19 protein-coding genes are annotated in these 21,058 nt (G+C 45.4%); all 19 read right to left on the bottom strand.

Annotated elements, in window-relative coordinates; all coding sequences use genetic code 11:
• Window position 1: 1 nt before the first annotated feature.
• On the bottom strand, window positions 2-847 hold the full coding sequence (locus NL645_RS10350; RefSeq protein ID WP_053809794.1) for an endonuclease/exonuclease/phosphatase family protein: 846 nt from the start codon (window positions 845-847) through the stop codon (window positions 2-4).
• A 139-nt stretch (window positions 848-986) separates the two neighbouring features.
• Entirely contained in the window at window positions 987-1,325 is a 339-nt protein-coding gene (glnB, locus tag NL645_RS10345; protein ID WP_005436810.1) for a nitrogen regulatory protein P-II, read from the bottom strand.
• Window positions 1,326-1,512: 187 nt separating this feature from the next.
• Window positions 1,513-1,827, bottom strand: a complete 315-nt coding sequence (locus NL645_RS10340; protein ID WP_074191692.1) for a cytochrome c — start codon at window positions 1,825-1,827, stop codon at window positions 1,513-1,515.
• A gap of 70 nt (window positions 1,828-1,897) precedes the next feature.
• Window positions 1,898-3,208, bottom strand: a complete 1,311-nt coding sequence (gene tilS / locus NL645_RS10335; RefSeq protein WP_253651667.1) for a tRNA lysidine(34) synthetase TilS — start codon at window positions 3,206-3,208, stop codon at window positions 1,898-1,900.
• 106 nt (window positions 3,209-3,314) lie between these two features.
• On the bottom strand, window positions 3,315-4,274 hold the full coding sequence (accA, locus tag NL645_RS10330; protein WP_005380365.1) for an acetyl-CoA carboxylase carboxyl transferase subunit alpha: 960 nt from the start codon (window positions 4,272-4,274) through the stop codon (window positions 3,315-3,317).
• A gap of 46 nt (window positions 4,275-4,320) precedes the next feature.
• Window positions 4,321-7,800, bottom strand: coding sequence for a DNA polymerase III subunit alpha (gene dnaE, locus NL645_RS10325; protein ID WP_006741668.1), 3,480 nt, complete (start codon window positions 7,798-7,800; stop codon window positions 4,321-4,323).
• 81 nt (window positions 7,801-7,881) lie between these two features.
• Window positions 7,882-8,517 (bottom strand): ribonuclease HII, encoded by a 636-nt coding sequence (gene rnhB, locus NL645_RS10320; RefSeq protein ID WP_253651666.1) that lies wholly within the window; start codon window positions 8,515-8,517, stop codon window positions 7,882-7,884.
• A gap of 9 nt (window positions 8,518-8,526) precedes the next feature.
• Window positions 8,527-9,666 (bottom strand): lipid-A-disaccharide synthase, encoded by a 1,140-nt coding sequence (gene lpxB, locus NL645_RS10315; protein ID WP_253651665.1) that lies wholly within the window; start codon window positions 9,664-9,666, stop codon window positions 8,527-8,529.
• 119 nt (window positions 9,667-9,785) lie between these two features.
• Complete coding sequence (lpxA, locus tag NL645_RS10310) at window positions 9,786-10,574, bottom strand: acyl-ACP--UDP-N-acetylglucosamine O-acyltransferase (protein WP_167426314.1); 789 nt, start codon at window positions 10,572-10,574, stop codon at window positions 9,786-9,788.
• 1 nt (window position 10,575) lies between these two features.
• Window positions 10,576-11,028, bottom strand: coding sequence for a 3-hydroxyacyl-ACP dehydratase FabZ (gene fabZ, locus NL645_RS10305; RefSeq protein WP_005380349.1), 453 nt, complete (start codon window positions 11,026-11,028; stop codon window positions 10,576-10,578).
• Window positions 11,029-11,260: 232 nt separating this feature from the next.
• Entirely contained in the window at window positions 11,261-12,292 is a 1,032-nt protein-coding gene (gene lpxD / locus NL645_RS10300) for a UDP-3-O-(3-hydroxymyristoyl)glucosamine N-acyltransferase (protein ID WP_253651664.1), read from the bottom strand.
• A 6-nt stretch (window positions 12,293-12,298) separates the two neighbouring features.
• Window positions 12,299-12,808: an OmpH family outer membrane protein gene (locus NL645_RS10295; RefSeq protein WP_005391804.1), complete on the bottom strand. Its 510-nt coding sequence runs from the start codon at window positions 12,806-12,808 to the stop codon at window positions 12,299-12,301.
• A gap of 13 nt (window positions 12,809-12,821) precedes the next feature.
• A complete protein-coding gene (bamA, locus tag NL645_RS10290; protein ID WP_006741664.1) occupies window positions 12,822-15,236 on the bottom strand; it encodes an outer membrane protein assembly factor BamA in 2,415 nt (804 codons plus the stop codon).
• A 44-nt stretch (window positions 15,237-15,280) separates the two neighbouring features.
• A complete protein-coding gene (rseP, locus tag NL645_RS10285; protein WP_253651663.1) occupies window positions 15,281-16,639 on the bottom strand; it encodes a sigma E protease regulator RseP in 1,359 nt (452 codons plus the stop codon).
• On the bottom strand, window positions 16,639-17,844 hold the full coding sequence (ispC, locus tag NL645_RS10280) for a 1-deoxy-D-xylulose-5-phosphate reductoisomerase (protein ID WP_109169611.1): 1,206 nt from the start codon (window positions 17,842-17,844) through the stop codon (window positions 16,639-16,641). Before ispC ends, rseP begins: the two co-directional genes overlap by 1 nt.
• A gap of 50 nt (window positions 17,845-17,894) precedes the next feature.
• The gene (locus NL645_RS10275; RefSeq protein ID WP_046875500.1) at window positions 17,895-18,737 is read right to left on the bottom strand and encodes a phosphatidate cytidylyltransferase; all 843 of its coding nucleotides are present in this window, start codon (window positions 18,735-18,737) and stop codon (window positions 17,895-17,897) included.
• 12 nt (window positions 18,738-18,749) lie between these two features.
• The gene (locus NL645_RS10270) at window positions 18,750-19,505 is read right to left on the bottom strand and encodes an isoprenyl transferase (RefSeq protein WP_006741661.1); all 756 of its coding nucleotides are present in this window, start codon (window positions 19,503-19,505) and stop codon (window positions 18,750-18,752) included.
• Window positions 19,506-19,601: 96 nt separating this feature from the next.
• On the bottom strand, window positions 19,602-20,159 hold the full coding sequence (frr, locus tag NL645_RS10265) for a ribosome recycling factor (RefSeq protein WP_005380330.1): 558 nt from the start codon (window positions 20,157-20,159) through the stop codon (window positions 19,602-19,604).
• A gap of 99 nt (window positions 20,160-20,258) precedes the next feature.
• Window positions 20,259-20,984 carry a UMP kinase gene (gene pyrH / locus NL645_RS10260; protein WP_005380329.1) on the bottom strand — a complete coding sequence of 242 codons (726 nt, stop codon included), beginning with the start codon at window positions 20,982-20,984 and terminating at the stop codon, window positions 20,259-20,261.
• Window positions 20,985-21,058: the final 74 nt, after the last annotated feature.

Here is a 21,058-nt window from a genome sequence, read left to right as displayed (position 1 = left end):
GCTAGTCATCTAACGTAAATGACAGTAACAATGGGTTATGATCGGAAGCGTCGCTCTGCGGCGCTTTCGCGTATTTGAGGGTCAGTCCTCGGTAAAATACGTGATCCAACGGTAATCCCGTTATAAATTGGACTCGATGATCAGGCGAGAACGTCACTTCTTGCAAGTCCGCGGCTTTTAAGGCCTGTCGCATCGCATTAACGCGAGATTCACTCCAACTATTGAAGTCTCCAGCGAATAGGATCGGCCCTGTATGATGCTTTAAAAGCATTTCAAGAGCCGTTAGCTGAGAGACATACTCTTGCGTGCCAACCGTGAAGTTAATCGCATGTACATTCACCACAGCGAGTCTCTCGCCATTGCTTAATTGATATTGGCTGTATAATGCAGACTTGGGTAAACGCAGCCAAGGCTCTTTAGACGTATAAGCACAAGCTTTTTCTGGTTGCCCTTGAGCGATACTAATCACACCCGCACCGCTGCCCAGCGCCTTAAAGGCACTCACTTGGTTGCTGACCCAGTTGCCATCCACCAACCATTGCTTAAAAGATGGTGTCATGCTGGCTTCTTGCAATAACAGCAGCTGCTTATCAGCAGAGAATTCATTGAGTGCGCTTTGCCAATTAGTCCGGTTCTGTTTGTAGATATTCCAGACAAGTACATTGATTTCACCGCCCTGATCCAGAGCTTTTGAGCCGCTAAATTCGATGCACCTAATATCCTGCGTCAGCTCTGAACCTGTTTGAGTAATGATTTGCGGCTGATCTGGTACGGTGAAAATAACCTGGAAGCCGACCAATACCGCCATAATAAGAAAAGCTAACGCCAGAAAAAAACGCTTAAACATACGACAAACCTGAATATACGCACCCTAAAACTGGAACAACCAACCTCGGGTTATTTGATTTCACTGAAAGTAAAAAACAAAAAAGGAGCCACTTGGCTCCCTTTTAGCATAATAAATACGAGACAGGTAACAAGAAACCTTAGATCGCGTCTTCGTCTTCTTCACCAGTACGGATACGAACCACACGCTCAACATCAGTAACAAAGATTTTACCATCACCAATTTTGCCGGTTTGCGCGGTTTCTATGATCGTCTCTACGCATTTATCAGCCACATCTTCCGTTACAACGATTTCGAGCTTCACTTTAGGCAGAAAGTCCACCATGTACTCTGCACCACGGTAAAGCTCGGTGTGACCTTTTTGGCGACCAAAGCCTTTCACTTCAGAGACGGTCATCCCTGTAATGCCAACTTCAGCTAGCGCTTCTCGAACATCATCCAATTTAAATGGCTTGATAATCGCTTCAATTTTTTTCATGTTCATCCCTTAAGCTTCAATCGATTGCGCTTATTATCGTTTAGCGTTTCGCAACATTCAATGTTTGTCTCTGATCCACCAGCGAAAATCCAGATTGAGCAAATTAACATGGCGAATATCGTGAGTTGATAAAACCCCAATGAGGACAGCTCAATGCCCAATCGTCCAAGCTTTTTCAGACTCGCGTTTACTTCAAACTTGCGTAGTAAGCCGCTAGATTTGCGATATCTTCATCAGACAACAGTGAAGCTTGAGCTTGCATAACAGCAGCAAGACCACCTGTTCGCTCTTTGTTTTTATAGGCTTTAATTGAGCTGATAATGTATTGCTCGTTTTGCCCTTTCAGGTTTGGGTAACCCGGAATGACAGCAATGCCGTCGGCGCCATGACACGCAGCGCATACTCCTGCCTTTGCTTGACCTGCTGTGGCATCTCCCGCTGCTAGAGCCTGCCCACTGAACATGGTTAGCGCCACCATTGCGCCCATGATTGTTTTCTTCATTGCTTCACCTAATCAATTATTATTTAAGGATTTTTATATTTTATAATCGACATTGTGGCATGAATTTTCATTACCTGCGCCAAATAAGTTCACAATCTTGACCATTAAACGCCTGATCAACGAACAGATCTGCCACAGCAACGACTCGGTCTTGATACATCAAAATCGGAATTTGACGACGCAGCCAGCTTGGCACATTGTATTCTTGGAATAATTTCTTCAGTTTTCGACTGTGATTACGCGTGGTTGGATGCGCTGATAAGCCTTCCGGATTGAAGGTCACGCGAAGCAATTCTGGCTGACTCGGAAGCGCAATCGTTGCGTTACTAGAACTCGTCGTTAAGGTCAGTTCCCCTAGCCGCTCTGGAAGCGATAAAACGGTATCGACTTGAATCGTACTTTGCCACTCAGTGACGTCAGCGATTTCTGTTACCCAGTAGAGACGATTTCGAAAACGGCGCACTTCACCTTGTTTAAGTTGTAGTTTGGGGTTGGCATCTTGCTGAGCTAATGCGACTTCATTCCAGATAAGATTGAGTTGTACCTGAGTCGGCATACTAGTATTAAGCTTAGCCAGCCACATACGAATCAAGCGCGCACGCGCTAATCCACTGTGCTTAGCCAGTTCTTCAATACTCAAACTTAGATCCGTTTGTAAAGCGCGTTCAAACACCGCGCTCAATAGTTCATCCAATAGCGCTTCTTGTTGAGCACATAAACTTGCACTGCGCTGAACCGCTTGATGGATATTCGGCCAGCGACCAGACAATTCAGGAATAACACAATGACGAAGAAAGTTACGATCATAACGGGTATCTTGATTGCTTTCGTCTTCCACCCACTCCAAGCCTAATTTAGTAGCGGCTTCTTCGATGGTCTTCCGCTTGATAGTAAGCAATGGTCGAACTAGAGATCCGCAAGAAAACGGCATACTCTCCGCCATCGAAGATAACCCTTTAGGCCCGCTGCCGCGCTTAAGCGCAAGGAGAAAAGTCTCTATTTGATCGTCGGCATGTTGACCAGTCAACAGTATATCGCCTTCTTGAATGTACTTAGTTAAGGCTTGGTAGCGAGCTTCACGAGCAAGAAGTTCAATACTTTCACCATTGCTGATGTCTAAGCTCACTCGCTCGATCGAGCATGATATCCCCACTTGTTTTGCCCAAAGTAGGCATTTATCAGCCCAATCATCGGCATTCGAGCTCAAACCATGGTGCACATACACAGCGTGACACTCTATCGAATGCGCTTGTTGATAGCGACTGAGTAATTCGAGTAAAAGACGTGAATCCACTCCTCCGCTAAACGCCAAGACAACCTTAGTGCCTGATTGATAGTAGCGGCCGAGAACTTGAGCAAAATGCGGGTAAAGCGATTCCATAAGCGATCCGATAGGTACAAAAAAGGGCTGGACTCTCATCCAACCCTTTCTATTTTAACTGTTATCACTTGAGATATCAGCTAACGCTTAATAGCAATCACCGAAATTAACAGTAACCGTAGCTCATTAGGCGCTGGTAACGACGTTCACGTAGCGTCTCTTCATCCAATTGTTCTAGATCTTCTAGCTGACGAAGTAGTGTTGCTTTCATATTCGCTGCCATTTGAACATGATCGCGATGAGCGCCGCCTAGTGGCTCTTCAATGATTTCGTCGATCAGTTCAAGCTCTTTAAGACGAGGAGCAGTTAGACCCATCGCTTCTGCCGCTTGTGGCGCTTTGTCAGAATCACGCCATAAGATTGAAGCACAACCTTCAGGAGAGATTACTGAGTATGTAGAGTACTGAAGCATGTTCACGTAGTCGCCTACACCAATTGCTAGTGCGCCGCCTGAACCACCTTCACCAACAACGTTACAGATTACTGGCACTTTAAGACCAGACATCACTTTTAGGTTTTTCGCGATAGCTTCAGATTGACCACGCTCTTCTGCGCCCACACCTGGATACGCGCCAGCCGTGTCGATAAATGTGATGATCGGCATGTTGAAACGCTCTGCCATTTCCATCAAACGTAGCGCTTTACGGTAACCTTCTGGTTTTGGCATACCAAAGTTACGTTTCACTTTCTCTTTGGTTTCACGACCTTTTTGGTGACCAATGATCATCACAGGGCGGCCTTCAAGGCGAGCCATGCCACCCACAATCGCTTTGTCGTCTGCAAACGCGCGGTCACCCGCTAATTCATCAAACTCCTCAAAAGCGTGTTGGATGTAATCCAGCGTGTAAGGACGTAGTGGGTGACGAGCCAGTTGAGCTGTTTCCCATGCGCCTAGGTCACTGAAGGTTTTTTTCTTCAGCTCTAAGCTTTTCTTCTCAAGCTGTTCGATTTCTTTATCCAGGTCAATCGCAGAATCACCACCGTGACGAGAGACATCACGTAATGCTTCAATTTTCGCTTCTAGTTCTGCGATTGGCTTTTCAAATTCAAGAAAGTTTAGGCTCATCTATGAATCCTTGTTTACTCAGCGTCTAACATATTGCGCTGAATTTTTAGTTAAATTCGAGTTCTACCTGGCTTTTGCCAAGCAACTGTTTTAAATCGTCGAGTAATGTATCACTTGGCGTTACTCGCCACTCGGTGCCCAATGTTAACCGCGCTCTGGCGTCGGCACGCTGGTAGTATACATTGACGGGTACGGTTCCGGCTTTGTGCGGTTCTAAAATACGGCTGAACTGCTCAAAAAACTGATCGTTGATCTGAGTTGCATCTATCGATACCGACAAACCACGAGCGTATTTCTCGCGCGCACTGCCGAGATCCATAACTTCACGCGCCGACATTTTAAGGCCACCGTTGAAGTCATCAAAGCTGACCTGTCCAGAAACGACCAAAATTCTGTCTTTTTCGAGAAGTTCAGCGTATCGATCCAGTGCATCTGAGAACAACATCACTTCCATGCGACCACTTCGGTCATCCAGTGTCATAATGCCAATTCGTGTACCACGCTTGGTCGTCATTACACGAGCGGCAATAACCAAACCAGCCACCGTGACAGATTGGTCGCGACGCGTTGGCGTTGCGTCTTTTAGTCGACAACTGGTGTATTTGTTTAGTTCCTTTACGTAGGCGTTAATTGGGTGCCCTGTCAAATATAGACCTAGGGTATCACGCTCGCCCTCTAACCACACTTTTTCTGGCCAAGGCGGAACCTGCGTATACTTATGCTCTACTTCTTCAGGCGCATCCGTTAACACACCAAACATATCCGTTTGACCAAACGCCTCAGCTTGGTGATGTTGACTTGCTGCTTTTACCGCATCATTGAGTGACGCCATCATCGCCGCGCGGTGTGGGCCTAGTCGATCCAACGCGCCCGCGTAAATCAGCTTCTCTATCACTCGTTTATTGACGCGTTTTAGATCAACTCGAGCACAGAAATCAAATAGGTCTTTAAAGTGACCACCTTTATTTCTCGCCTCAAGAATCGCATCGATAGGACCTTCACCTACCCCTTTTATCGCACCAATACCGTAAACAATTGCGCCATTTTCATCAACATTAAAGCGATATAGGCCAGAGTTGATGTCTGGTGGCAGCACGGTGAGCTTCATACGGAAACACTCATCGACCAAGCCAACGACCTTTTCCGTGTTATCCATATCGGCTGTCATTACCGCAGCCATAAATTCGGCAGGATAATGGGTTTTCAGCCAAAGAGTCTGATAAGAAACCAATGCATAAGCAGCCGAGTGTGATTTGTTAAAGCCATAACCAGCGAACTTCTCTACCAAGTCGAAGATTTTCATCGCCAACTCGCCATCGATACCGTTCTTTATCGCACCTTCTTCAAAGATAGCACGTTGTTTTGCCATCTCTTCTGGCTTTTTCTTACCCATTGCACGGCGGAGCATGTCCGCACCACCTAGCGTGTAACCCGCTAAGATCTGCGCAATCTGCATTACCTGCTCTTGGTACAGGATGATGCCGTAGGTTGGATCAAGCGTCTCTTTTAGCGACTCGTGTTGCCACTTTTCATCTGGATAAGAGATCGCTTCTCGACCATGTTTACGGTCGATAAAGTTATCTACCATGCCCGATTGCAAAGGACCCGGACGGAAGAGTGCTACCAATGCGATAATGTCTTCGAAACAGTCTGGCTGAAGTCGTTTGATCAGCTCTTTCATGCCTCGAGATTCAAGCTGGAATACTGCTGTCGTTTCAGAGTTTTGCAACAAACGGAAAGAGGCAGGGTCTTCTAACGGTATGGATTCAATTTGAACCGGTTCTTTCCCTTCTCGCTCTAGGCGTGGGTTAATCAGTCCTAACGCCCAGTCAATAATGGTTAAGGTACGTAAACCCAAGAAGTCAAACTTAACTAGGCCAGCGGTCTCAACATCGTTTTTATCAAATTGAGTAACCGGAAAGTGACCTTCAGCGTCTGCATAAATTGGCGCAAAATCGGTAATTGTTGTAGGTGAAATTACAACACCACCAGCGTGTTTACCGGCGTTTCGCGTACAGCCTTCCAAAATATGACACATGTCGATGAGTTCTTTAACTTCCTCATCGGCCTCATACAATTCAGGTAGTGCAGGTTCAGCTTTAAACGCTTTATCTAGCGTCATGCCTGGATCGGGCGGGATCAGCTTTGAAATACGATCAACAAAACCAAATGGGTGGCCCAATACGCGGCCAACGTCACGGATTACCGCTTTTGCCGCCATGGTACCAAACGTGATGATCTGAGATACCGCGTCGCGACCGTACATTTCCGCAACGTGGTCAATAACCTGGTCACGTTTATCCATACAGAAATCGACGTCGAAATCGGGCATCGAAACACGTTCTGGGTTCAAGAAACGTTCGAACAGCAAGTCGTATTCTAGTGGATCCAGATCGGTGATTTTTAGTGCGTAAGCCACCAAAGAACCAGCACCGGAACCACGTCCAGGACCTACAGGAATTCCATTATCTTTTGACCACTGGATGAACTCCATTACGATCAAGAAGTAACCAGGAAATCCCATTTGGTTGATAACATCTAGCTCTATCTGAAGACGTTCATCATATTCAGGGCGGCGACGTTTTCTCTCTTCCTCATCTGGAAATAGGAACTCTAAACGCTCTTCCAATCCCTCTCGGGATTTCATGACTAGGAACTCAGTCTCTTTCATCCCTTCGGTTGGGAAGGCTGGTAGGAAGTACTCCCCTAAGCGCACAGTCACGTTACAACGCTTCGCTATCTCGACACTGTTTTCTAACGCTTCAGGAATATCAGCAAACAGCTCGCACATTTCTTCTTCTGTACGAAGATATTGCTGCGGACTGTAGTTTTTTGGCCTACGCGGATCTTCTAATGTGTAACCATCGTGAATCGCTACGCGTATTTCATGAGCATCAAATAGGTCTGGACTCAGGAATACAACTTCATTGGTCGCCACTACTGGCAAGTCTTGCTGCTCTGCCAATTCAACTGCAAAGTGAAGATAAGTTTCTTCATCTGGACGACCGGTACGAAGTAACTCAAGATAAAAGCGATCTGGAAAATGCTGTTTATAAAAATCAACACACCCTTGCACTATTTGACGGTTGCCTTTCAAAAGGCCGCGACCAATTTCCCCGCTTTTACCGCCGGATAATACAATCAGGCCTTCAGACATTTCAGCCAACCAGGCTTTATCAATCACAGGGTGGTGTTGAACATGTCCACGTAAGTACGCTTTTGATATCAATAACGTCAGGTTCTTATAACCCACATTATCCGCCGCAAGCAAAGTCACTTGAGTCAGCTCTTCACCAAACTCGTCCGACTGCATTTTAAAGTCAGCACCAATGATCGGTTTAACACCACTGCCATGTGCTGTACCGTAAAACTTCACCAAACCACATAGGTTGGTAAAGTCGGTCAACGCCATTGCGGGCATACCGAGTTCAGCAACTTTCTTTACGATTGGCGGAACTTTGTTGAGGCCATCCACCATCGAGAAGTCACTATGAACACGCAGGTGGATGAATTTGGGATCTGACATTAACAGGTACCGTGTAACTCTATTTTGTTGGGGATTCTAACCTAAAGAGGTTGGGTTTATAACACCAATTAGATCGTTTGATTATTCTATGCCTAACGCTTTTTTTACTGGCTTGAAACTCTTGCGGTGTTCACTAATCACTCCGTGTTGCTCAATCGCTTCAAAGTGCGCTTTAGTTGGGTAACCTTTGTGCTTCGCGAAGCCAAATTGTGGATGAAGTTTATCCAACTCTTCCATCTCTTGGTCACGCACGACTTTGGCAATAATGGAAGCCGCACTGATTTCGGCAACACGTAGATCGCCTTTTACTACAGCTTGAGCATCCATTGGCAGCTCCGGACAACGGTTACCGTCAATCAACACCAAATCAGGTTGAACCTGTAACCCCGCCACTGCGCGCTGCATCGCAACCATAGTCGCCTGCAAAATATTCAGTTGATCGATTTCTTCAGGAGAACAACGTCCGACCGCCCACGCCAAAGCTTTTTCTTTGATTTCAGGAATCAGCGCCATGCGTTTCTTTTCGGTCAATTTTTTCGAATCGTTCAAACCTTCAATAGGATTGTTAGGATCAAGGATAACCGCAGCGGTGACGACGTCTCCCACCAAAGGGCCACGTCCTACCTCGTCGACTCCGGCCACAAACTGATAACCTTGTGGATATTCAAACGGAGGGAGTTCAACTTTGGTTTTGGTCGCTTTTGGTTTAACAGCCATGATAAATCTCTATTTTTCAATCAGTTTTAGAACCGCGTTTGCGGCTTGTTGATCCGCATCTTTACGGATCCAATGATGCATTTCCGTAAACTTATCTAACATCGGTTTATTGTCGCTTTCCAATAAGCGAGAAACCTCAGTAAACAAATTGTCTGGTGTGCACTCATCTTGTAGATATTCTTTGACGAGCTCATCATCCGCCAAGATATTCGGCAATGACACATACTTCGTTTTCAATAGACGTTTAGCTAAGAAAGCGGTAAATGCATTCACACGATAACCCACCACCATTGGACGCTTGAGAAGCATACACTCCAACGCTACGGTACCAGAGGCCAGCATCACTGCATCGGATGCGGTGATGACGTTACGTGCGGTGTCATCAACTAACTTGAAGTCCAACTCTGGTGCGAGCTCTTTCCATGCTTGTTCAAACTGCTCACGGCGTTTTTGATTAACAAGTGCGACAACAAACCCCAGTTCTGGAAATTTTTTATGAAGTAACTTGCAGGTTTCAATAAATGGCTCAGAGAGCATTTTTAACTCGCTACCACGACTGCCTGGCAGGACAGCAAGCCACTTTTTATCTTGTTCTAAACCAAGCAACTCACGTGCAGGCACTTGTTCTGATTCAAGTGGGATGGAATCAGCCAAGGTATGACCAATGAACTCGCAAGGCACATTAAATTTGTCGTAGAACGCTTTTTCAAAAGGAAGAAATGCTAACACCAAGTTCGTTGCCGCTTCTATTTTAAAGATGCGCTTCTGACGCCAAGCCCAAACAGACGGACTCACGTAATGAACGGTTTTAATGCCCGCTTGCTTGAGGTCAAGTTCTAGACGTAAGTTGAAGTCAGGAGCATCGATCCCGATGAAAACATCAGGCGGATTCTGAGTAAAATACTGAACGAGCTCAGCTTTCACTTTAAGAAGTCTCGGTAAGCGGCCTAAAACCTCGACTAACCCCATCACCGCAAGCTCTTCCATATCAAACAGAGACTCGCAACCTTGGGCTATCATTTTCGGACCGCCAATGCCTACAAACTCTGCGTCTGAATATTGTTGCTTTACTGCTTTGATAAAGCCTTCACCTAGCGTATCGCCAGACAATTCTCCGGCAATGATGCCAATACGTAATGGTCTTTCCATATCTACTTCGCTATTTTTCCTGTGCGCTATGGATAACGGTTTGCCTTATCCATAAAACACAAAAAGATCGTAACCTCAAATTCGGTCACGATCTTTTTATTTATTGGTTCATTCGCCAATTAACGAATAATGCCACGTTCCGTCGTTTCCAGAATATCTGAGAAACGCTTCACAGCCGGCCAATCTTGAGCCATTTCAGCCAGAATAGGCTTCACTTCTTCTAGCGTCTTACCTGAACGGTAGATTTCTTTATACGCTTTTTGCAGCGCACGAATCTCTGGTTTCTCAAAACCATTACGCTTCAAGCCAACAAGGTTCAAGCCGAAAGGTGTTGCGTGGTTACCTTGCGCGAGTACGTAAGCTGGGACATCTTGCACCACTGCTGAGCAGCCGCCAATGTACGCGTAAGCGCCCACTGTACAAAACGGGTGAATCGCAGACAGTGCCATCACACCAGCATAATCATCAACAGTAACGTGACCACCAAGAATCGAGTTATTACCGATATGAGTGTGGTTACCAATAACAACATCATGCGCAACGTGTGCATTCACACACAATAAGTTGTCATCACCAATGATCGTGGTTGCTTTGTCCTGCACTGTGCCGCGGTGAACTTGGACCGCTTCACGAATGACGTTACGATCACCGATAACCACAGTTGTGTCTTCACCACCGTATTTTTTGTCTTGGTTTTCTTCGCCAATGACAGCATGCGGGAAAATACGGTTATCTTTGCCAATAGTCGTGTGACCTTTGATCACAACGTGAGACATCACTTCTGTGCCTTCACCAATTTCAACCGTAGAGGTGATGTACGTAAAAGGACCTACTGTTACGTTAGCACCAATTTTGGCGCCCTCTTCTACCACCGCAGCCGGGTGGATTTTAGCGGTTTCATGAATCATATTAAAACTCTCGACGAGCACACTTCAGTTCTGCAGAACATACCACTTCGCCGTCAACTTTTGCTACACCGCTAAATGCAGCAATGCCGCGACGTTCTTTCAGAAATTCTACCTCAATAACCAATTGGTCGCCCGGAACCACTGGTTTACGGAATTTCGCGCCGTCTACGCTTGCAAAGTAGTACAGTTCATTTTCTGTTGGTGCACCAAATGATTTAAATGCAAGTAAGCCTGTTGCCTGAGCCATTGCTTCTAAAATCAAAACACCTGGGAATACTGGTAGTTGAGGAAAGTGACCTGTGAACTGAGGTTCGTTAACCGACACGTTTTTAATCGCGTGAAGGTACTTCTCTTCTTGGAAGTCTATCACTCGGTCGATCAATAAGAATGGGTAGCGATGAGGTAGTAGCTCTTGAATTTCAGAGATGTTCATCGTTTTCTTTTCAGTAGTCAAAGTCGTCTTCCTATATCAATTTTTTGCCGCCAAGATGGCAAACGTGGCAATAGGTCGTAAAGCCGAATCGCTTTGCAATATACTAGCAAAATACGCACCATCTTGGAGTTAAATCTACTTAGAGCGCGTCATTATAGAAGAAAAAGACCCGCATTTCGCGAGTCTTCGTACAGAATATGGAACTAGAGCCTGTTAGCTTTCACGTTAAATACAGAGCGAAAGATAACTTGTTCTAAATTTTTTCTTTCTGTTCCAGCTGTTTTTCAACCGCTTTCAGGCGCTTATTCATCTCATCAATACGGTGAACTCGAGTTGCAGTTTTACGCCACTCTCTGTTCGTTTGTAGTGGAATACCTGATGAGTAAAGGCCTTTTTCTTCGATACTGCGCATTACCATGCCCATACCTGTAATCGCCACACCATCTGCGATAGTGATATGGCCATTCAGAACAGACGCGCCGCCAATCTGGCAGTACTTACCAATTTTTGTACTGCCCGCGACAATAGTACCACCAGGCATCACGGTACCATATCCGATCTGCACGTTGTGCGCGATTTGAAGTTGGTTATCCAGAATGACATTGTCTTCAATGATAGTATCTTCGAGTGCACCGCGGTCAATCGTAGTACAAGCACCAATCTCAACGCGGTTACCGATACGCACTGAACCAAGCTGAGGGATTTTGATCCACTCGCCTTTGTCATTCGCATAACCGAAGCCATCAGAGCCAATGACGGTACCCGATTGAACGAGACAGTCATCACCCAATGACACTTCATGGTAGATAGTGACATTAGCCCAAAGCTTGGTGTTATTCCCTAGCTTGGCGTTCTTACCGATAAAACAACCAGCACCAACACTTACGTTGTCGCCGAGTTCCACGCCCGTTTCAATCACGGCATTAGCGCCGATTGTAACGTTCTCACCCATTTTAACGTCAGCGGCAATCACAGCACTTGGTGCAATATCGTCTGCCGGTTTTGGTGTGGTATCCATCGCTTGGACCACACGAGCAAATGCGACATAAGGGTCTGAAACCACTAGCGCATTTCCAACGCATTGATCTTTATGCTCAGCCTTTACCATAACAACGGTAGCTTGGCACTCAGAAAGGTGTTTTGCGTATTTTGGGTTAGACAAGAAGGTTACGTCACCTTCTTGTGCTTTATCCATTGGGGCAACACGGCTTACAACGAGAGACTCGTCACCAAACAGCTCACCCCCGGTAATTGTCGCCAATTCGGCTAATGTTAATGTCTTCATAACTTCTTATTTTAGAGCTTTAATTACGTCTTCAGAGATATTGTATTCTGGCTTGCCGTACTGCAAAGCAGAGATATCAATCACAAGATCGTAACCATTTTTGTCTGCGACTTTCTTAACTGCATCTTGAATCGTTTTGAAAAGCTTCGCTTTTTCTTCAGCTTCACGACGCGCACTTGCTTTTTCAAGTGCTTGTGCTTTCACTTTGTACTCGCTGTCTAGCTTCGCGATATCGATACGTAGCTTTTCAACTTCGTCTTGACCCAAAAGCTCACCGTCACGTTGTAGCTTTTCGATCTTTGTTTTAGCTTGCGCTTGGATTGACTTCAGTTCATCAGCTTTGCTTTTGAAGTCTTTCTGCATTTTTTGTAGTACAACTTCACGTTGAGGAAGAGCTTGGAAAACTTGAGCTGTATTTACATAAGCAATTTTCTGTGCAGCTTCTGCCGCATTTGCAAACATTGAAGAGCTCAGTACAAGAAGGCCAATCCCAGCCGCTTTGATCATTTTATTCAAAATATTTTCCTCTTTAGAAAGTTCTACCGATAGTGAATGTGAAGAACTCTTCATCATCGCCATCAAATTTCTTAATTGGTTTCGCTAGTGAGAAGACTAGTGGCCCCATTGGAGACATCCACTGCAACGCCGCACCGTAAGAAGAGCGGTAGTTGGTTGGATCTGAGTAATCGTAGTAGTAACGGTCACCATATTCCGCACCTGAATCGCGGTAGTCAAACTCCGTATCCCAAACACTTGCCATATCAAAGAAGATACTGGTACGAATTTGGTTTTGTACTTCTTCTGATGCAAATGGTGTTGGGACAATCAACTCAACACTTGCTAGCGCTACGGCGTTACCACCAACAGAGTCATCTGTTGCTGTATCTGCGCCATTGTTTGAACCAGATGTATCACGGTAAACCGCTTTAGGACCAACAGAGTTTGAGCCAAAGCCACGAAGCGATGTAAAGCCACCTGCGTAGTAGTTTTCGTAGAATGGGAACAAGTTATCGTTACCATCTGTTTGACCGTAACCATTACCGTAACCTAAGCGGCCACGGAACAAGAGGGTAAACTCGTGCTTTTTAGTCAATGGCACATACTGACGAACATCGTACTGCATTTTGAAGTATTGAACGTCAGAGCCAGGTACGGTCATTTTATAGAATGCACGCTGATGGTTACCTGCCGTAGGGAAGTAGCCACGGTTTAAGTTATTACGTGTCCAAGAGATATTGAAATCGAAGTCGTTCGTGTTCAACGCTCCACTAGAATCAATGTTGTCTGCTTGTGCTCGTAAGAACTGCTCTACCTGCAAGTAAGGCGATAAGTTACCGATCTTGTTGTGCGTATAACCGACACCGAATTCAAAACGGTTCAGCTCATCGAATGGGAAGCCCCACGTTAAGCTCGCGCCATAGCTTTCGTTGGTATAGTCAACGATATTAGCTTCTTTCGCTTCAAATTCGTTGTAGAAGACCTTACCACCTAAGCTAACACCGTCTAAGTTCCAGTACGGGTCTCGGTAATCTAGACTGATGTTTTTCTGGTAGTCATTCATCATCGCGTTGATACCAACACGGTTACCGCTACCAATAAAGTTATCTTGTTGCAGGCCAACCTGGAAGCTCACACCCGATTCTGTACCGTAGCCAACACCGAAGTTAACGCTACCAGAGTTCGCTTCTTTGACAGAGTAAACTAGGTCAACTTGATCATCACTACCAGGAACTCGAACCGTCTGTACTTCAACATTTTCAAAGTAGCCCAAACGGTTTAGACGAGTTTTACCCGTTTCAATCGATTTCGAGTTTAACCAACTGCCTTCCATCTGACGCATTTCACGACGAAGGACTTCATCTTTGGTTGAGTTGTTACCCGTGAAGCGGATATCACGAACGTAAATTCGGTTACCTGGATCGACGTTAACGACCAAAGATACTTCTTGATTCTCATCGTCAAACTCAGGAATGGTATTCACTTGAGGATAAGCGTAGCCGGACTCACCAAGCACACGTTTAATACCCTCTTCCATTGAAGTGACCAACGAGCCGTTGTACGTCTCATTGTCTTCAAATGGTACAAGTCGTTCGAACGTCGCTTCCTCACCAATCAAATCACCACGGAACTTTACATCCTTGACGGTATAAACCTCTCCCTCTTCTAAGCCAAGAGTAATGTATACCCCTTTCTTGTCAGGAGAGATTGCAACTTGTGTCGAATCAACGTTAAATTTTAAGTAACCGCGGTCCAGATAGAATGATTTGAGCGCTTCAATATCACCTGCAAGCACTTGTTTTTGGTACTTTTCGTCAGACAGGAAATTCCACCACGGCACATCAACATTCAAGTTAAAACGAGAAAGAAGGTCCTCATCGCTGAAAACTTCATTGCCGATAAAATTGATTTGCTGAATTTTTGCCGACACGCCTTCAGTAAAGACAAACTTTAGGTCAGAACGGTTACGTGGCAGTGGAGTCACCACAGCTTTTACTGTGGCGTTGTATTTACCTACGCTGTAGTAAAAGTCTTCTAAGCCTTTTTCAATGTTGCTTAGCGTGGTGCGGTCAAGCGCTTCGCCTTCACGAACGCCAGATGCGTTCAGGTTTTCTTGTAGCTGCTCGTCCTTGATTGCTTTGTTACCAGAAAATGAGATGCTGGCAATGGTAGGACGTTCTTTGACTTGAACCATCAGAACGCCGCCGTCACGTAACACTTTCACATCTTCAAAGTTACCAGATGCATACAGTGCACGGATAATCTCTGCAACATCGCCTTGGCCAATGGTATCACCGACACGTACAGGCATTTTCAACAACGCAGCACCCAGTGCTACACGCTGCAATCCATCGATTTCAATATCTTGAACTACGAAGTTCTCTGCTCCATTTGCAGATACACTGGTCGCCAGTAAACTTGCAAATAGAATTCGCTTAATCGCCATACTTGTTCTAATTATTCCTTGCTACTGCTTTTGTCTCTGAACTATCACAGACGAGTAAAATCATTAAATAGCGCTAACGCCATGAGCGAGAAGATGATCGCACCACCAATTCTAAAACCCATTTCCTGCACTCTCTCAGGAACGGGACGTCGAATGACTGCTTCAATTGCAAAAAACAACAAATGACCGCCATCCAACATTGGTAAAGGAACGAGATTAATAATACCTAGGTTAACACTAATTAGAGCGAGAAAACCTAAAAAGTAGACCAAGCCATAATCAGCCGTCGCACCTGCGCCTTTGGCTATTGATATTGGACCACTCAGATTATTCAGACCAACGTCACCAACAATCAGTTTCTTAAGCATGCTGATTGTCAAGCCAATGACTTGGCCGGTTTTGTCTACCGCCTTACCTACTGACTCGAATACACCAAACTGAAGGTCGAAGCGATAACTTTCTGGCCATTCTGCGACTTTAGGTGCAATACCTGCAAAACCAACGACTTCTTTGTTAGCTAGCTCACGGCTACCAGGCGTCAGCGTTAATGTTTGCTCATAGCCCTGACGCAATACCGTTAATTCAATCGGTGTATCAGGATTAGAGCGAACCGCTTCAACAACCTGCTTCCACTCCGTGACGCGTTGTTCACCAATAGCGACAATCTCATCACCTGGAAGCACACCTGCTTTTTCCGCCGCTCCACCTTGCGAAACCTGTTCGATAACGCGATACACCTCCGGTGTATACGGCGCAAAACCTAATGACTGCATCGCAGACTGAGTTTCAGGGTCGAACTCCCATTCGCGCAGATCGAGCGTTTTCGTTACTTCTGAACCAACTTCATTCGCTGACGTCAGTGTTACTGTCATCAAATCATCGCCAATATGAGAAATCAATCCCATATTTACCGATTCCCAATCCGGAGTTTTGATACCAGATATCGATTTAAGTTCCATTCCTGATTCAATTCCGGCTTCTGCGACGATCGAATTGGGCGTAACTTCACCAATTACTGGCTTAACTGCTGGGATACCAATAAGAAATACGAGCCAATAGGCGAAAATTGCGAAAAGGAAGTTAAAGACAGGGCCTGCCGCAACAATAGAGGTTCGCTTCCATAGCGGCTTCTTATCAAACGCTAAGTGCTTCTCATGTTCTGGCACCTCATCAACACGGCTATCAACCATTTTTACATAGCCGCCGAGAGGGATCATTGAGATGCTGTACTCCGTTCCGTCTTTGCCTACCTTACTCCAGATAGACTTGCCGAAACCGATTGAAAACTTTTCAACTTTCACGCCGCAACGGCGAGCAACCCAAAAGTGCCCAAACTCGTGCACTGCGACAAGAATGCCTAGTGCGACGATAAAAGAAATGAGATTCCACAATATACCAGTCATCAGCTACGCTCGCGTATGGTTTCTAGGGCAATAGTTCGTGCCATTCTATCTAGCTCTAACAAGCTTTCCAAGCTATTCGCATTCTCAGCTTTGCAGCTTGCATTGATTTTATTCAACACAGACTCATTGATGCGAGCGATATCCGTAAAACCTAGGCTGTTATTTAAAAATGCATCAACAGCGACTTCATTCGCTGCATTCAGTGCCGTTGTTGCATGTTGACCTTCATAACAAGCGTCAATTGCTAGTTTTAAGCATGGGTAACGAGCAAAATCAGGTTGCAAAAACGTCAATTCGCCAATTTGCGTGAAGTCTAGTGGCTTAACCCCAGCTTCAACCCTTGATGGGTATGACATAGTCAGTGCAATAGGGGTCGCCATATCCGGCTCACCCATTTGTGCCAAAACCGAACCATCGCGGTATTGAACCATTGAATGAATAACAGACTGCGGATGAATAATAACCTTTAGCTGCTCGCGAGCCGCATTAAACAACCATTTAGCTTCGATATACTCCAGGCCTTTGTTCATCATCGTGGCTGAGTCAACGGAAATCTTTGGTCCCATCGACCAGTTTGGATGGGCGATCGCCTGTTCAGGAGTCACCTTTTCCAGTTCTGCGATGTCAGTGTAACGGAAAGGACCACCAGAACCAGTCAGCAAAATATGAGAAATGCCATGTTCTTGTAAATTACAACGACCTAAATTGGTTTGTACTTGCTGTGGTAAGCACTGGAAAATAGCATTGTGTTCACTATCGACGGGAAGTAGCTCCGCACCAAACTCTTCTACGGCATCAATAAATAACTGGCCTGACATGACCAGTGCTTCTTTATTTGCCAACAATACTCGCTTACCAGCTTTCACAGCAGCCATGGTAGGCAGTAGACCAGCCGCTCCGACAATAGCAGCCATCACACTGTCAACTTCGTCCAATGAAGCAATATGGCATAGAGCATCCACACCACCTAATACTTCGGTGTTTGGCGAAACCAAATGTAACTCAGATTGGAGTTGAATCGCTGCGGCTTTGTCCGCCATTACCGCGTATTTAGGTTGCCACTGACGACATAGCCCGATCATCTTTTCAACGTTGGTGCTTGCCGCTAAGGCAACGACAGAAAACAGCTCTGGGTTTTGTTCGACCACTTTAAGCGTGCTTGCACCAATAGATCCAGTAGCACCAAGAATCGTTAACTTTTGCATGTTGTAAGACCGTTAGAAAGCTCAGGAGCGACAATGCCGCTCCTGATAAATTAGAATACGTAGTAAAGAAGAGCAAAAACTGGGAATGCTGCGGTTAGGCTGTCAATACGATCGAGCACACCGCCATGTCCTGGGATAATGTTGCTGCTGTCTTTAATGCCTGAGACACGCTTGAACATACTTTCCACCAGATCGCCGAGCACTGATATAACAACAGTAACCAACGTAATCAACACCATATGGACAGGACTGGTGAACTGAATATCGAACCAATCAGCAAATGCCCACGCCACGATCAATGCCGTGATAATGCCGCCAATAAGCCCTTCAATGGTTTTATTCGGACTGACATGTGGCGCCATCTTGCGTTTGCCTAAGCTTTTGCCTGCAAAGTAAGCACCGCTATCTGCAGCCCATACCAAGAAACAAACGTATAACACGAGCTTTGCTCCGTGGTATGGATCTACCGTAATGTCATGAGCTCTAAGAATAACTACACTCCAAAGGAATGGAATTAATGTCAGAAAACCAAACACATGGCGTAAAACAAAATTATTTTGCCAAGATTTCGTTGTTTTGGGATAAGTAATCGCCATTAAGCTAGCAATAATCCACCAAACAAAACCAAGGCCCAGCACAACATAATGAGGCGTTGCTAAATGGTTGAGGCTATGTGCGTCAGGCGAAATATATAGAAAACTAAGTCCGGTAACAATGACTGCCGGAACGAGGGCAGCAAAGCGAGAGTTGCTTCCTGTAAATTGAGTCCACTCCCAAAAACCTAATAGGGTAATTGCAGTTAAAGCGGCAATAAAGCCCATTAGGGGTAATTTAAAAATGCCTAAAATAACCAGGGGAGCTAAAATTAGTGCTGTTATTATTCTCTGTTTCAAACTAACTAGTCCTTATTGAGCTGCCATCAATGCCTTTATTTGTTCACCTGTACAGCCAAAACGACGTTCTCGATTGATAAACCAAGTTACAGCTTCAACTAAGCTGTCTTCGTCGAATTCCGGCCAATACTCGGGTGTAAAGTACATTTCTGCATAAGCCATTTGCCACAACATAAAGTTGCTGATGCGACACTCTCCACTGGTACGAATCAAAAGATCCACTTCAGGTAAGTCTGCCATGGTCAAATGCTCAGTGATTAGCTGCTCATTGATATCCTCTACACGAATCTCACCGTTACGTGCTTTTAACGCTAACGTTTTGGCCGCTTCTGTGATGTCCCACTTACCGCCATAATTGGCTGCAATGTTGATCACCATCCCCGTGTTACCTGCCGTTAGATTTTCAGCTTCTACAATCTTCTTTTGTAGACGCTCACTAAATCGACTGGTATCACCGATCACGCGCAACCGTAAATTATTTTTGTGTAGTTTTTTTACTTCACTAGACAGGACCGTGATAAACAGTTCCATCAAAAGACCCACTTCTTCCTCCGGACGACGCCAGTTTTCACTACTAAAAGCAAATAGCGTCATGGCTTTAATGCCAAGCTTTGAAGCAGCAGCCACGGTCTTACGAACGGCATTAACACCTTTTTTGTGACCAAATACGCGAGGTTTTCCTTTGGACTTAGCCCAACGGCCATTACCGTCCATAATGATGGCAATATGCTTAGGAAGGGAATCAGAGAAGGCTTGAGAATTTTGCATAGGGAGTTAATTGAGTTCCATCAGTTGGATAGACTAACATAAAAAAACGCTGAGCTGTGAGCACAGCGTTTTCCAACAGTGATGTGTGTGGGAGTATTAAACTTCCATCAACTCTTTTTCTTTTGCAGCAAGAACTTCATCGATCTTCTTAACTGCAACGTCAGTTAGTTTTTGAATTTCGTCTTGTGCTTTACGATCTTCATCTTCAGAGATTTCTTTATCTTTTAGAAGCGCTTTAAGATCGTTGTTTGCGTCACGACGGATGTTACGAACAGCAACACGACCACCTTCAGCTTCACCACGAACGATCTTAACTAGGTCTTTACGACGTTCTTCCGTTAGTGGTGGAAGTGGAACACGGATGATAGTACCAGCAGACATAGGGTTTAGACCAAGATCAGACGTCATGATCGCTTTTTCTACTTTCGGGGTCAGCTCTTTATCGAAAACCGTGATTGCAAGTGTACGCGCATCTTCAGCAATAACGTTTGCTACTTGGTTTAGAGGTGTTGCTGCACCGTAGTATTCTACAGAAATACCAGATAGTAGGCTTGGGTGTGCACGACCTGTACGAATTTTAGAAAGGTTGTTCTTAAGCGCTTCAACGCTTTTATCCATGCGCTCTTGCGCGTCTTTTTTGATTTCGTTAATCACAGTTTCACCTTAAAAATGTCATCTTTCCTGAAGAAAGCCTAAAACGGTTGAGCAAAGCAAACGCCACCCTAACGCTTTGGGTGGCACCTTGGGACAAGCTTATTCGTTGATTAGCGTGCCTTCTGCTTCGCCCATAACCACGCGACGTAGTGCGCCTGGTTTGTTCATGTTAAATACGCGGATTGGCATTTTGTGGTCACGAGCTAGCGTAAACGCCGCCAAGTCCATCACTTTCAGCTCTTTATCCAGAACTTCTGCGTAAGATAGCTTATCATACAGCTCTGCGTCTGGGTTTGCTACAGGGTCAGCAGTAAATACACCATCAACCTTCGTCGCTTTTAGTACAACATCCGCTTCGATTTCAATACCACGTAGGCAAGCAGCAGAATCCGTTGTAAAGAACGGGTTACCCGTACCAGCAGAGAAGATGACAACACGGCCTTGGCGAAGCTCACGGATCGCATCAGCCCAATTATAGTCGTCACATACGCCTTTTAGAGGAATGGCAGACATAACGCGCGCATTCACGTATGCACGGTGAAGAGCATCGCGCATCGCTAGGCCATTCATTACTGTAGCAAGCATACCCATGTGGTCACCAACTACGCGGTTCATACCAGCTTCAGCAAGGCCTGCACCACGGAACAAGTTACCGCCACCGATAACTACACCAACCTGAACACCCAGTTCAACCAGTTCTTTCACTTCTTGTGCCATGCGATCAAGGACCGCAGGATCAATACCAAAACCGTCTTCACCTTGAAGAGCTTCACCACTCAGTTTTAATAGAATACGTTGATACGCTGGTTTAGGGTTCGTAGTCATGGAGTTTACCTTCCAAAGAGAGTTGTTGATTAACAGTCATGAATAGACACAAATTCAGTTATGGCTATTCATCA

This window comes from Vibrio sp. Y51_MX_L26 (assembly GCF_024181935.1).
Lineage (GTDB): Bacteria > Pseudomonadota > Gammaproteobacteria > Enterobacterales > Vibrionaceae > Vibrio > Vibrio diabolicus.
Note: the sequence above shows the minus strand (reverse complement) of the source record. Positions and strands in the feature narration are given on the sequence as shown.